Below are 14,111 nucleotides of genomic sequence, written 5' to 3' on the forward strand. Positions count from 1 at the left end.
TGAGTATTAATTATTGCTAAAAGATGGGAATTGCAATTGAATAGCGCTTTGATTATAAGCATTTACCGCTTCGGCATTTTGCTTTTTTATATCGATTGCCTGATTTAAAAAACTGATGTACGACCAGTAACTCATATCGCCATTGGCATAACTTTTTTGTGCCGTTGTTATGATTTGGTCTGCGTATTGCAATCCTTCATTTTGATAATACAGCATTGCTTTGTTCTGTTTATCGAACTCGCTTTTCAATTCTTCTTTTTGCAGTTTTAAAGCTAATTTACTTTTATCTAATTCCAGTTGTGCCTGTACCACACTTATTTCTGAAGCCTTGGCACGAGCCGAATTTACACCTCCAAAAAGTGGAATTTGTAGCCCCGCCGTAAATCCTTGGAAATAAGATTTTGTATCGATGGTCTGTCCAAAATAACCTAATCCTAATTTTGGTGTTCTCATTGCCTTGAAAATATTGGCTTCTTTTTGATAAACTGAAATTTGTTGGGTGTAATAATCGTTTACCAATCCTTGCACTTTATCCTCGGCAATTGAAACATTCTTTTCATACTTTAACGGAGTTGCGGCATCAGGAACAATATTTTCATCGGTTTGGATAAAATACTGTAACTGCTTTTGATACACCGCCAAATCGTATTCCAACTGTAATTTTTGGGTTTCAATTTCTTTTACCTTGGCTTTGGCACTTATGACTTCTATATTACCACTTTCACCTGTTTGAAAACGAAGTTCAGCATTTTTTAAAAACTTGATATAAATGTCACTCAATTCGTTGTTTAACTTTTGAATGGAAACACCATACAAATATTGATAGTAAGCTAATGTTACCGCTTTTTCAATTTCGTATTCTGATAAGGCTTTTCTTTTCTCAGCTAATTTTGCCAATTCTTCCTGTAATTGTCTGTTTGCCTTAGTGATTTTACCAATTGGGAAATATTGCTGAACAGAAACATTATGGTCATAATCAACACTATTAAACTGTCCGCCTTGGTATTGGACTTGCAAAGGATCTACTTGAAATGCCGCTTTTTTAAGCGTCGTTTGTTTTTCAATTTCTTTATCGGCAATTTTTAAATCGATATTGCTTTTCTTGGCTAAGGTAATTGCTTGGTCTAAAGTTACCGTTTGCTTGTTTTGTGATAATGCTACACAGCTAATCAATAGAAACCAAAGGGTTACAAATGGTTGTCTTTTTTTAAATTTTCTTATTTTCATTCCGTTTTCAAATAATAAATAAAGTATTGGTAATACTATTAATGTCAGTAATGTTGCCGAGAACAAACCGCCTATAACTACTGTTGCCAATGGTTTTTGTACTTCGGCACCGCCACTGGTTGATAATGCCATAGGCATAAATCCTAAAGAAGCCACTGCCGCTGTCATTAACACAGGTCTAAGTCTTGTTTTTGTCCCCATTAATACACGTTGCAACGGATCGGTTATACCTTCTGATTTTAGTTGATTGAAATAGGAAATCAATACAATTCCGTTTAAAACGGCAATACCAAACAAAGCAATAAATCCAATTCCTGCTGAAATACTAAAAGGCATTCCTCTAAGCCATAACGCAAAAACACCACCTATCGCTGATAAAGGAATCGCGGTGAAGATTAACAAGGACTGTTTCACACTGTTGAATGTAAAAAACAGTAAAACCATGATAAGTCCTAATGCAATGGGCAACGCTATTGAAAGACGCTTATTGGCTTCAACCAAATTTTCAAATTGTCCGCCATAAGTAATATAGTAACCCGCAGGAAGCTTGAAATTGGTTTCCAGTTTTTGCTGAATTTCTTCTACCACACTTTTTATATCACGACCACGAACATTTAACCCAACTGTTATTCTACGCTTTCCATTTTCACGAGAAACTTGTACAGGACCTTGCTCATAACTAATGGCAGCCACTTGGGATAGTGGTACTTGCTGACCATTTGGCAATGGAATAAACAAATTGCTTACGTCTGTAATATCGCTTCTGTTGGCTGCATCCATTCTAACCACAACATCAAAACGCTTACTCTCTTCATAGATTTTTCCTGCGCTTTCCCCTGCAAACGAGGAACGAATAATTTTATTGACATCAGTAATATTTAAACCATACAATGCAATTTTATTGTAATCGTATTTTACAGTTATTTGTGGGAGTCCGGTTACTTTATCAGCCTTTAAATCGCCAATACCTTCTATTTTATTTATTTTAGAAATCAATTCTTTGGCTTTTGTATCTAAAACTTCTAAATCGTCACCAAAAATTTTAATGGCTATATCGCTTCGGCTACCCGTCATTAATTCGTTAAAACGCATTTGAATAGGCTGTGAAATTTCGATATTCGCCCCAGGAATAGCTTCCATTTCTTCTTTCATCAAATTGGCTAAATCTTCCCAATTATCGGCAGATGTCCACTCAGATTTGTCTTTCAAAACAATAATCAAATCGCCACTTTCAATTGGCATTGGGTCGGTTGGGATTTCTCCACTTCCAATTTTGGTAACGATGGTTTTAATTTCTGGGAATTTTGCTTTTAGAATTTTCTCATATTTGGTTGTTGTTTCTACCATTTGGGTTAATGAACTACCTGTCATAATGGTAGCATTAATGGCTAAATCGCCTTCTTCAATGGTTGGAATAAATTCGCCACCCATATTTTGAAAAGTTATTACAGCCAAAGCAAATAATCCTAATGCGATTACTAAAACCGATTTTTTAATTTGCAATGCTTTTTCTAAAAAAGGGGTATATATCTTCTCGAACCACGCCATCATTCTATCGCTAAAATTCGATTTATGCTCAGTATTTTTCGATAAGAACATAGCACTCATCATTGGCACATAAGTCAATGATAAAATAAATGCTCCAATAACTGCAAAACCTACTGTCATTGCCATTGGTTTGAACATTTTACCTTCTGTTCCTACTAAGGCTAATATTGGCAGATATACGATAAGAATTATTATTTCCCCAAATGCTGCACTATTTCTGATTTTTGAAGCAGATTTATATACCTCGCTATCCATTTCGGATTGGGTTAAATCCTTTTGCCTTTTGAGTTTTTGTAAATGGTGCATTGTGGCTTCGACAATAATAACTGCCCCATCGACAATGATACCAAAATCGATTGCACCTAAACTCATTAAGTTTCCACTCACACCAAAGTAATTCATCAGGATTACTGCAAAAAGCATTGACAAAGGAATTACGGAAGCTACGATTAATCCGGCACGAAGATTTCCTAAAAATAATATCAGTACAAAAATTACGATTAAAGCTCCTTCCAATAGATTTTTTGTAACCGTTCCTATGGCGTTGTCTACTAATTTACCTCTGTCAATAAAGGCTTCGGCAACTACTCCTTCAGGTAACGTTTTATTGATTTGAACCATTTTTTCTTTCACTCTTTCCACTACAGCACTGGAATTTTCGCCTTTTAACATTAATGCTAAACCGCAAACAATTTCTCCTTTACCGTCTTTTGTAGAGGCACCATATCGCAATGCAATACCTTCACGTACTGTTGCAACGTCACGCACTAAAACAGGAGCACCATTTCGGTTTTTGACTACTACATTTTCTAAATCCTTGATGCCCGTTGCCATACCCACACCACGAATGAAATAAGCGTATTGGTCTTTTTCAATATAGGCACCACCAGTATTTTGATTATTTTTTTCTAACGCATCAAAAATCTCAGTGATAGTAACGCCTAAACTATTGAGTGTGTTTGGATTAACTGCAACTTCATATTGTTTTAATTTTCCACCCCAAGTGCTCACTTCAGCAACGCCTTCAATACCTTGTAATTGTGGTATAATTATCCAATCTTGAATGGTTCTTAATTTGATGGCATCGTACTTATCTTCATACCCTTTTTTAGCATATACATCATACTGATAAATTTCTCCAAGACCTGTTGAAATTGGTGCCAATTCAGGCGAACCAGCATAGTCAGGTATATTTTCTTCGGCTTGCTTTAATCGTTGAAAAATTTGTTCCCTTGCCCAATATATATCTACATCGTCTTTGAAAACAACCGTAACTACCGAAAGCCCGAAACGAGAAATACTTCGTAACTCAATTACTTTGGGGATGGTTTTAACGGATTGCTCTAACGGATAGGTAATTAATTGCTCCACTTCCTGACTGGCAAGAGTGGGCGCAGTAGTAATAATTTGTACCTGATTATTGGTTACATCAGGCAAAGCATCAAGCGGTAATTGTTTAATAGAATAGCTACCCCACGCTATAAGGACTAAGGTTAGCAATAGTATAATGAATTTATTCTTTATACTGAATTGTATTATTTTGTCTAACATTGAAAATATTGTAATGAATTAGAAATTAGCAAATTAAAGTACTTGCCATTATATGTGATTAAAACACACTTTTCTAACCCGAAATTACTCGGGCATCATTATACTATTTGAGGAGGTTGCCAAATACTTCCAAAGAAATAGGAAGCAAAAACTGGCTTATAAAATGGCTCTTTGGTCTTTATAACTGTAGAAATTACAGGAAAATCATAACTGATGGAAGGAAAGTAACTCAAAACCTGCGCTCCACAGCAATTGCAAATGCAAAAAGGCGAACACAAATCTTTACTCTTGTCGTGTGAATGGTTGTCATGGTCAGCCCGATGCGCTTCCAAAGAATGCCCAGCACTATTTACTTCCATATCAGCACAAGGCATAGATGCCAAGACTATTAAATAAATTGATAATATGATATTTAACCATTTCACGAGTGTAAAAATAGCAATAAAATTTATATGAACTAATCACATTTTATTTTTTTAATGCAATTTGATGCGATTCGAAATATTTTTTTAGCTTTGCCTAAAAATAATATTAAGCATATATAAAAATGAAAAACAAGGCATATCTAATTTTAATTGTTATGACTTTAGGGATAAGCACCCTAACCTCTTGTGAAGATATATTAACAGATGCTCCTGCCGATGAAGAAATTTTAGACGGGCCCGTTGAAGGATTGACTTCTTCGGAAATGTTAGAATTCTTAGAAGGTGATGTTGCTTTCAATGAAGAAGTATTTACAACCGAAACAGGTTTGGGACCATTATTTGTTTCTACCAGTTGTGTGTCCTGTCATGCGGGGGACGGAAAAGGACATCCTTTTACTACTTTAACCCGATTTGGACAAACAGATGCCACAGGTAATCAATTCATGCATTTGGGTGCGCCACAGTTGCAAAACAGAGCCTTACCGGGGTATTTACCAGAGCAAATTCCTGCGGGAGCTACTTCAGCTAAGTTTATGCCTCCTGCAAATACAGGTTTAGGTTTTTTAGCCGCTTTAACCGATGCACAAATTTTAGCAAATGCAGACCCCAATGATAATAATGGAGATGGAATTTCAGGTGTACCAAACTATATTACACCTCCAGCTTTCTTTTTGCCAAAATGGTTTCATCAGGAAATTAACGGAAAATACATTGGTCGCTACGGAAAAAAAGCGGCAGCTATCGATTTGTTGCATCAAACCGTTAATGCCTATAATCAGGACATGGGAATTACCTCTTCTTTTTCTCCAATCGACACCTATTCGGGATTAGAAATTGACCCTGAAGTTTCAAACAAAACAGTAAACAGTGTAGTGTTTTACTTGAGAACCTTAAAAGCACCCAAACGAAGAAATCAAAATGATGCTGAAGTTCAAGCAGGTGAAGCTTTATTCTCAAATTTAAAATGTGCAGAATGCCATAAACCGCAATGGACAACACCAAACAGTGATATTGCCAGTTTATCCAACAAAACTTTTTACCCATATACCGATTTACTGTTACACGATATGGGAAGTGGCTTAAACGACGGTTATACAGAAGGAACTGCATTAACAAGCGAATGGAGAACTCCGCCTTTATGGGGAATTGGGCTGGCTAAAAAATCGCAAGGTGGACAATATTTTTTACTGCATGACGGTAGAGCCAGAAGTATTGAAGAAGCAATTTTAATGCACGGCGGTGAAGCTAACAGCAGTAAAAATGCGTACCAGCAATTAACATCGGGTGAAAAACAAAAACTGATAAAATTCATTGAAAGTTTATAGTATGGACAGAAAAGAATTTTTAAAGATTTGTGGCTTTTCCTGTTTAGGAGTTTTTGGATTGTCTGGGATGATGCAAAGTTGTGGAACAACTCATTATGCTTCTACAAATGTTCAAGGCAATCGATTGATTGTGTCTAAAAAAGAATTTGAAATAATCAAAAACGACACCATTCGTTACAGAAATCATGTTGTTAGCAAAATAGAAGGTATCAACTATCCGATTATCATATACAAAAACCTAAATGATACTTATTCAGCATTTTTGTTAAGATGCTCTCATCAAGGAGCCGAACTTACCGTTAATGGTGATGTATTAACCTGTTCAGCTCATGGAAGCGAATTTGGTAAAAACGGTGAGGTTATTCAAGGACCCGCAGAACAACAATTAACCGCATTTAAAGTGCAAACCGATGCACAAAACATTTACATTCAATTATCCTAAAATGAAATCACTATATATAACTGTATTAATCTTATTTTTTAATTTTTCAGTACTGGCACAGGTTGATTCAACAAAAGTCGTAACGACACAAAAAGACACTACAAAATTAGCTTTGAATATGGATGCAGTTTATGCACGTCCGTTTTTGAAATTAGGGAAACTTCCCATTTCCATAGGTGGTTATGTTGAAGCCAATACGAGTTATTTTGCTACTGATGGAGTCACAGAAGGTATGTCTTTTCAGATGCCGAGAATGACATTATTTGTTTCATCCACCATCAGAAACCGAATTAAATTTTTATCGGAAATTGAGTTTGAAGAAGGCGGAAAAGAAATAAATATTGAATTTGCTTCGCTTGATGTGGAGTTACATCCACTATTCAATTTGCGTGGTGGTATTATTATGAACCCTATTGGCTCTTTCAACCAAAATCACGACGGTCCAAAATGGGAATTCATTGACCGTCCAATATCTTCAACAACCATAATCCCATCTACATGGAGTAATGTTGGTTTTGGTTTTTTCGGAAAGTATGCCAAAAATAATTTGGTTTGGGCGTATGAAGGTTATTTCTCCAATGGTTTTGATGATACGATTATATCGAATACCGAAAACAGAACATGGCTTCCTGCTTCAAAAGAAAATAAAGAACGCTTTGAGGAAAGTTTTAACGGAGTACCATTGATTACCGCCAAGACTGCATTAAAACACAGAAAAATAGGTGAATTTGGTATTTCTTGGATGGGTGGTGTGTACAACAAATTTCAGGAAGACGGTATTCAAATTGACAAAAAACGTAGAGTGGACTTATTCGCATTGGATTTTAACACAGTGCTCCCGAAACTAAAAACATACATCAATACGGAATGGGTTTGGGCTTATATAGATGTTCCTGACACCTATACTCAACAATTTGGCTCAAAACAAAAAGGGGGCTTTATCGATATTGTGCAACCCATTTTAAAGCGCGATGTATTGGGTTGGCAAAACAGCACACTTAATTTGGCTTTTAGAATGGAATACACAGATTATAATGTTGGAACGTTTAAAGAAACTAACGAGAATATCCACGATGATGTAATGGCTATAACTCCGGGAATCAGTTTCAGACCCTCTTCACAAACGGTTTTCAGAATGAATTACCGCTATATTTGGGAAACAGATATTTTTGGTAATGATCCTTCGAAGACAGCTGGGATTCAATTTGGGTTTTCCACTTATTTTTAGTCTGATTTGCATGAAAATCACCCAAGATCAGAAAAGTTTTTCATGCAAATTAACTATGTTTTTCCCATGACTAATAAATTTTGCTAGCAACAATCTCCGTCTGCTTGTATGGGTGGACATTTTACAGTTCCGTAACTGCAATAAACGCAACAATCACCCTGTTTCGGTTTTAATACTGTTTTGCATTTTTCACATTCGTAAAAATACTGACATGCATCAGTAGGCATCATTTCTTCCTTTTTATGCCCGCAATTGGGACAAGTAATCGTAGATTTTAATTCAACCTCTTTTCCTCCATACGAAATACAGGTATTACAATTACCCTGAACTTTATTTTGATAATAATTTGCTATTGTAGCAATAAAAAGCCCAAGCATACCAGAATAAATTAAATAGACTGCATTTTCCGATTTACTAAAATAATATGCGAAGAATATTAATATTCCACTTGGTATTGCTATTAATAAAGGATACACGCAACGATGTTTACGGTAAGAAATGATTAAGCCAACAATTGAAATTAAAACCATTGCTTGAAAAATCCACATCGTCCATCCACCAAATAATTCAAAGCTGCCGAGTCCAAGAGCTGAAGCACCAAATGCAAATAGCGGAAAACAGCAAGGCGAAAATAGTGCTGTGAAGAAAAGTCCAATCGTACCTAATTTATCAATGTTATTAATTATTTTCATTTTTGTTTTTGTTTTTAAATTTTTAAATTTCGTAATCTCAGGGCATTTGCAATTACTGATACAGAACTAAAAGACATTGCTAATGCGGCAATCATGGGTGATAATAAAATTCCGAATGTCGGATATAAAACGCCTGCTGCAATAGGTACTCCCAATACATTGTATATAAAAGCAAAGAATAAATTTTGCTTGATGTTTTTCATCACGGAATGGCTTAGATTTTTAGCCTTTACGATTCCCTGCAAATCACCTTTTACTAATGTAATTTTAGCACTCTCTATGGCTACATCGGTTCCGGTTCCCATTGCAATTCCTATATCGGATTGCGCTAAGGCTGGTGCGTCGTTTATTCCGTCGCCTGCCATTGCAACAATTTTGCCTTCGGATTGTAATCGCTTAATTTCTTTAAGTTTATCTTCTGGTAAACAACCGGCTTTGAAAGAACTTAAATGCAGTATATCGGCTACAGCTTTAGCAGTATTAGCATTATCGCCTGTAAGCATAATTACCTCGACTCCTTGGCGCATTAGTTCTTTAATCGCTGCTGCACTAGATGATTTAATAGCATCGGTAATCGATACAAAACCGACTGCTATATTATCCACTGCTATATAGGATACTGTTTTTCCTAGTTTTTGTTCGGTTATAATTCGATTTTCTATGTCATCCGAAACAACTACATTCACTTGCTCCATTAGCTTTTTATTTCCTAATGCTACTATTTTACTGTTTACTGTACCAACAACTCCTTTTCCAGTAACATTTTCAAAATCTTTAACCTCGATCAAAGAAGTGTTTTTTGTTTTAGCGTAATTTACAACGGCCTGTGCCAATGGATGTTCGCTATATTGATTTAAAGAAGCAATATTTTGCAATAAACTATTTTCGTCACTATTAGATGCATAAATTTTTTCTACTGATGGTTTTCCTTCAGTAATAGTCCCAGTTTTATCGGTTATTAAAACATCAACTTTGTTCATGTTTTCTAACGCTTCTGCATTTTTTATCAAAACACCTGATTGTGCTCCCTTACCTACCCCAACCATTACTGACATTGGCGTTGCTAGTCCTAAAGCACAAGGACACGCAATAATTAAGACTGCAACCGCATTGATGAAACCGTAAACTAATGCCGGATCAGGTCCGAATTTTGCCCAAACGAAAAATGTTAGTACTGCAATAATTACCACAATGGGGACAAAGTATTTTGAAATACTATCGGCTAATTTTTGGATTGGTGCTCTTGAGCGACTCGCATCATTAACCATTTTAATAATTTGCGACAATAGTGTTTCTGAACCAACTTTCTCGGCAACCATTACAAAAGATCTATTTCCGTTTATAGTACCGGAAGTTACCTCGTCTCCAGTTTTTTTATCTACCGGTATGGGCTCTCCGGTAATCATAGATTCATCAATAGTACTTGTGCCCTCCATGATTTTCCCATCAACAGGAATTTTGTCTCCGGGTTTTACACGTAATAAATCCCCTTTCTTAATATCATGAATGGAAATGACTTTATCCTTTCCGTTTTCCACTAAAGTTGCTTCTGTGGGCGCCAGTTTCAATAACTCTTTTATCGCACCGCTGGTTTGGCTGTGCGCTCTAGCTTCTAATAGTTGTCCCAACAAGACCAACGTGATAATTACTGTTGCTGCTTCGAAATAAAGATGAATAGTTCCGTGTTCGGTTTTAAATTCTTCCGGGAAAACATTCGGAAACAACATCCCTACAATACTAAACACAAAAGCTACTCCGGTTCCTATTCCAATCAGCGTGAACATATTCAAATTCCATGTGATTATTGATTTCCATGCACGGGTAAAAAACATCCAACCTGCATAGAATACAACCGGAATCGAAAGCAGAAATTGCACCCAGTTCCACTTGCTGCTGTCCATTATCTGAAACAACGGGTTGTTATGCAGCATTTCCATCATGGCGATAATGAAAATCGGAACCGTACAAAGCGTGGCAATCTTCATTTTTTTCAGCAAATCCAGATAGGTTCTGTTTTCTTCAGTATCCGTTGGTTCCATCGGAACCAAATCCATTCCGCAAATAGGACAAGAACCTGGCCCCTCTTTAATAACTTCGGGATGCATCGGACAGGTATACATTTTTGGGATGGTATCCAATTCAACCAATTTTTCCAGATTCATTCCACAAACCGGACAATTACCTGGTTTGTCATAAGTTTTATCTCCTTCGCAATGCATCGGACAATAATATTTCCCTTTGGTATTTCCGGAAACTGCCATTGTCATTTTGGAATGATGAGTATGGTGTTCAAGAGATACTTTTTCTCTCGCGGCTTCGGATGTTTGATGGTTATGAGCTAAATTGCTCATAGTTATGGTGTAGTTACCGGCAATTGCAAGCGCTTGCTGAAGCTGTTCCGTCGGTATGTGCTTTTCCATAGTTATAGTGGCTATCGGTGGGTTTAAGGAAACTGTAGCTTCAACCCCATCAATAGTATTTAATGCATTTTCTACTTTTGACTTGCAGTTATCACATGTCATGCCAGCTATATTATACGTATGTGTCATCAGTTTAATTGTTTAAAATAATGGGATTTATAAATTATTGGATAGCTTTAGTAATGTTTATTTTTTTTCATCATTAAAGATTTTTCAAAATAAAATCTACCCTTTCTTCAGCCGATAGAACCGGAACATGAACTACCGGAAAGGGTAAGGATTCGTAAACTTCGGTAATTAACTCATGAATTTTTTTTTGTGCCTGTTCATCTTCACTTCGGGCATAATCATTTTTTAATGGAAGGGAATCCAGAATAAAAATCTTTTTATAAGAAACCATTTGTAGTGCTTTAGCTAACTTTTCATCTACCGATAGGTTTAAAAAACGATAGTAGGCAAGAGCGTCCGGAATTGCTCTATCAAGAAATACCTGAACGTTTGGTGCAATTTCATTTTCTTGTTCAATCTGCATATCCAAAACTCCCAATTGGAATTCTCTTTGGTTTTTTCTTGCTTCTTCAACTGTTCTTCCCTTTAGTCGTTGCGTGTCTAAATAATGTCTCGCATGCTCAAAAGTTGTTATGTACCCTCTTTCTTTCAGTAAATTGACAGTGGTGGTTTTACCCGAGCTTGGACCACCTGTAATGACATACCAATTTGTTTTTCTTTGCGGAGTATTTATAATATTAGTTTCCATAGTTTCATTTTGGATTCTTACAAAAGACCTACATCTTCATTCCTTCCATTGGGTCAGTCCCTTTTCGGAATTTATATTCGCTATTTATGGCATAAGCCCCAGTAATTACAATCTTTTTTGAAACATCAATCTCTGATTTAATTTCAATCAGTCCATTGCTTTCTATCCCTGTCTCCACCATAAGGTTTTCGAATATCCCCGGACTTTTTTCAATCCAAATGTAAGAGGCATTTTCTTCTCGGATAACCGCATCTACCGGAATAAAAATCCCTTTTTTAATTGATTGGTTTAACTTAACCATTGCCTGCATTCCGGGTTTCAATTCCAAATTTTTATTTGGCACTTGCAATCGGATTAAAAGCAGTCGGGTATCCGGATTGATTTCGGGATTGATGAAAGAAACTTTCGCGTTCATTGTTTTATCGGGGAAATCGGTAAAAGAAACTTTGGCATTTTGTCCAAGGCTAACATTTTTTGAATAGTTCACGTTTACTTGTGCTTCGAGCCAAAGATTACTTAAATCAGCCAATTTTATTATAGGGGAACCTTCCATCATATAAGTTCCTTCTGTGGCTATTATTTCTGAAATATAACCACTTGTTGTGCTGTAAAAAGTTGTATACGGTGAAATTACCTTGCTGTTTCTTATGTTCTCGATTTGTGCATTCGACAATCCGAAGAACAAAAGTTTTTGTTTGGCCGCATTTAGCATATTTTGAGCATTTTTCCCAAAATCACCCGGCATGGAAAGTTGTTTGTAAGCCGTAAAATAATCCTGCTTGGCTATGGCGATATCTTCACTGTATAAAGAATACAAAGCATCATTTTTACGCACATATCCCCCAATCGTTTTAAAATAAAGCTTTTCAATTCGTCCCATTGCTCTTGCTGAAATGGTATTGATTTTTTCTTGGTTAATGGTTAAAACTCCCGTATAGCTTTGTTCTAAGCTGTTTTGCGTTGCTGCAATAGTTTGCGTGGTAATGTTTCCCAGTTGTATTTGTTGTTTGCTTAAACTTATTTCATTTGCTTCTGTATCGTTGTTTTTTATTGGTGTTAAAGGCATGTGACAAATAGGGCATTTTCCCGGTTTGTCTTCCTTTATTTGTGGATCCATGGAACACGTGTAGAAAGTAGTTTCTTTCCCCATATCATGTCCTGAATGGTCTTCTTTGTTTTTAGTAGTACATGCAATTACCATCATGAATACTAATAGTACTGTAATACTGCGGTTTATCATCTTTTTCATTCTTACTCGGTTTTAATGAAGCTTTCACTGTCTATTAAATACTGTGCATTTTTAGCTATAGTATCTTTAATGGAAATTCCGTTGATGACTTGAATATAATCTCCCATTTCAATTCCCGTTTTTATTTCTTTTGCCTTAAAGCCGTTATTCATTTTTATAAAAACTATTTTCTTGTTACCAATGCTGACGAATGCCTGTTTTTGTAACCAAGTCGCTTTAATCGGGTTAGTTTTTACGCTACCCTGCAAACGTAAACCAATAGGTAGTTTTAATTTAGCATTATTTAAATACACCCGAATCCTATTGGATTTATCAGATGCGTTAAACTGCGTTTCTATGAAATTTATATTTGCATTGATGCTGTTATTTTCATCTAATTCTGTAGTAATGGTAATGGGTTGATTCATTTTTAGTAATCCGTTATATCCTTGTAAAACATTAAAAACACCCCATACTTTATCGGTATTCACTAATTTAAAAACAGTTTCGCCCTTTTTTATATAGTTTCCTTCCTTCACATTTAGTATTTCGGAAGTAGCACTTGCGTTTGACATTGTATTACTATTGACCTCCATTGTTTCCGTCGCGTCAATTATGCCATAAGCAGGGCTATAAATTGAAATTACGGGATTTGCCCGTTTTGTTGCCATTAAGGAATTAATATGATTACCGCTCATTCCGTAGAGCATTAATTTTTGTTTTGAAGCTTCAACAATGGAAGTATTAGCAGCATCATTTGAAATTAAATAAATGAAATTTTGCTGTTCCGTAAGTAATTCGGGGCTGTATAAATCAAACAGTTTTTGACCTTTAGTGACCTTTTGGTATTTGTAATTCACATACATTTTTTCAATTCTTCCACTTATTCTTGCCGCGATGTTTACGGAGGAATTTGGATCGTATGCCACAAGCCCAGGTAAATTAATTACATTGCTTATCGTTGTATCTTTTGCCATTGTGGTTTGATAATTTCCAACAATAAAATTATCCGTTGGCTTTAAAACATTTTCGATTGAATTGTTTTCTTCTGTATGATTGTTTGTAATCTTTTTTACTAAAGTCATACCGCAAATAGGACAATTTCCCGGTTTATCCCGAATAATTTCCGGATGCATCGAACAGGTATAAACCACTGCTTGTTGTTCGTGACTGGAATGGTTATCCGATTTGGTTGCAAAATAATAGACTGCAAACCCAATCGTTACAATCGCAATGGTTATTAAGCTGTATTTTAAATATCTGTTCAT

10 protein-coding genes and 1 pseudogene are annotated in these 14,111 nt (G+C 35.9%); 3 read left to right on the top strand and 8 right to left on the bottom strand.

Annotation, left to right across the window (positions count from 1 at the left end):
- Positions 1 to 6: 6 nt before the first annotated feature.
- Both BUC09_RS13840 and BUC09_RS13845 read right to left on the bottom strand, forming a co-directional pair.
- Positions 7 to 4,326, bottom strand: a complete 4,320-nt coding sequence (locus BUC09_RS13840) for a CusA/CzcA family heavy metal efflux RND transporter (RefSeq protein WP_023571593.1) — start codon at positions 4,324 to 4,326, stop codon at positions 7 to 9.
- Positions 4,327 to 4,424: 98 nt separating this feature from the next.
- The gene (locus tag BUC09_RS13845; protein ID WP_234972663.1) at positions 4,425 to 4,751 is read right to left on the bottom strand and encodes a DUF6660 family protein; all 327 of its coding nucleotides are present in this window, start codon (positions 4,749 to 4,751) and stop codon (positions 4,425 to 4,427) included.
- A gap of 122 nt (positions 4,752 to 4,873) precedes the next feature.
- On the opposite strand from BUC09_RS13845, the gene BUC09_RS13850 reads away from it, so the two are divergent.
- From BUC09_RS13850 to BUC09_RS13860, 3 genes are read left to right on the top strand one after another with little or no spacing between them, the layout of a single operon-like run.
- Positions 4,874 to 6,076: a di-heme oxidoredictase family protein gene (locus BUC09_RS13850; RefSeq protein WP_035118371.1), complete on the top strand. Its 1,203-nt coding sequence runs from the start codon at positions 4,874 to 4,876 to the stop codon at positions 6,074 to 6,076.
- Position 6,077: 1 nt separating this feature from the next.
- On the top strand, positions 6,078 to 6,518 hold the full coding sequence (locus BUC09_RS13855) for a Rieske (2Fe-2S) protein (RefSeq protein WP_023579474.1): 441 nt from the start codon (positions 6,078 to 6,080) through the stop codon (positions 6,516 to 6,518).
- 1 nt (position 6,519) lies between these two features.
- Positions 6,520 to 7,746 (top strand): hypothetical protein, encoded by a 1,227-nt coding sequence (locus tag BUC09_RS13860; RefSeq protein ID WP_035118373.1) that lies wholly within the window; start codon positions 6,520 to 6,522, stop codon positions 7,744 to 7,746.
- 83 nt (positions 7,747 to 7,829) lie between these two features.
- Here BUC09_RS13860 and BUC09_RS14940 read toward each other — a convergent pair whose 3' ends face one another.
- The 6 genes and pseudogenes from BUC09_RS14940 to BUC09_RS13885 form a co-directional block, all read right to left on the bottom strand.
- The gene (locus tag BUC09_RS14940; protein ID WP_035118559.1) at positions 7,830 to 8,051 is read right to left on the bottom strand and encodes a GDCCVxC domain-containing (seleno)protein; all 222 of its coding nucleotides are present in this window, start codon (positions 8,049 to 8,051) and stop codon (positions 7,830 to 7,832) included.
- 48 nt (positions 8,052 to 8,099) lie between these two features.
- A pseudogene (locus tag BUC09_RS14945) lies at positions 8,100 to 8,438 on the bottom strand (MerC domain-containing protein); the annotation flags it as partial.
- A gap of 14 nt (positions 8,439 to 8,452) precedes the next feature.
- Positions 8,453 to 10,987, bottom strand: a complete 2,535-nt coding sequence (locus BUC09_RS13870) for a heavy metal translocating P-type ATPase (protein ID WP_073312196.1) — start codon at positions 10,985 to 10,987, stop codon at positions 8,453 to 8,455.
- A gap of 73 nt (positions 10,988 to 11,060) precedes the next feature.
- On the bottom strand, positions 11,061 to 11,615 hold the full coding sequence (locus BUC09_RS13875; protein ID WP_073312197.1) for an AAA family ATPase: 555 nt from the start codon (positions 11,613 to 11,615) through the stop codon (positions 11,061 to 11,063).
- A gap of 28 nt (positions 11,616 to 11,643) precedes the next feature.
- On the bottom strand, positions 11,644 to 12,864 hold the full coding sequence (locus BUC09_RS13880; RefSeq protein WP_073312198.1) for an efflux RND transporter periplasmic adaptor subunit: 1,221 nt from the start codon (positions 12,862 to 12,864) through the stop codon (positions 11,644 to 11,646).
- A 2-nt stretch (positions 12,865 to 12,866) separates the two neighbouring features.
- On the bottom strand, positions 12,867 to 14,111 hold the full coding sequence (locus tag BUC09_RS13885) for a heavy metal-binding domain-containing protein (RefSeq protein WP_023579478.1): 1,245 nt from the start codon (positions 14,109 to 14,111) through the stop codon (positions 12,867 to 12,869).

It is taken from the genome of Flavobacterium terrae, from assembly GCF_900142035.1.
Classification (GTDB): Bacteria; Bacteroidota; Bacteroidia; order Flavobacteriales; family Flavobacteriaceae; genus Flavobacterium; species Flavobacterium terrae.

Excerpts from the sequence above, each read along its gene's own strand:
- BUC09_RS13885 (WP_023579478.1), bottom strand. The coding sequence starts at position 14,111 with ATGAACAGATATTTAAAATACAGCTTAATAACCATTGCGATTGTAACG.
- BUC09_RS13875 (WP_073312197.1), bottom strand. The coding sequence starts at position 11,615 with ATGGAAACTAATATTATAAATACTCCGCAAAGAAAAACAAATTGGTAT.
- BUC09_RS13840 (WP_023571593.1), bottom strand. The coding sequence starts at position 4,326 with ATGTTAGACAAAATAATACAATTCAGTATAAAGAATAAATTCATTATA.
- BUC09_RS13880 (WP_073312198.1), bottom strand. The coding sequence starts at position 12,864 with ATGAAAAAGATGATAAACCGCAGTATTACAGTACTATTAGTATTCATG.
- BUC09_RS13870 (WP_073312196.1), bottom strand. The coding sequence starts at position 10,987 with ATGACACATACGTATAATATAGCTGGCATGACATGTGATAACTGCAAG.
- BUC09_RS13855 (WP_023579474.1), top strand. The coding sequence starts at position 6,078 with ATGGACAGAAAAGAATTTTTAAAGATTTGTGGCTTTTCCTGTTTAGGA.
- BUC09_RS13850 (WP_035118371.1), top strand. The coding sequence starts at position 4,874 with ATGAAAAACAAGGCATATCTAATTTTAATTGTTATGACTTTAGGGATA.
- BUC09_RS13860 (WP_035118373.1), top strand. The coding sequence starts at position 6,520 with ATGAAATCACTATATATAACTGTATTAATCTTATTTTTTAATTTTTCA.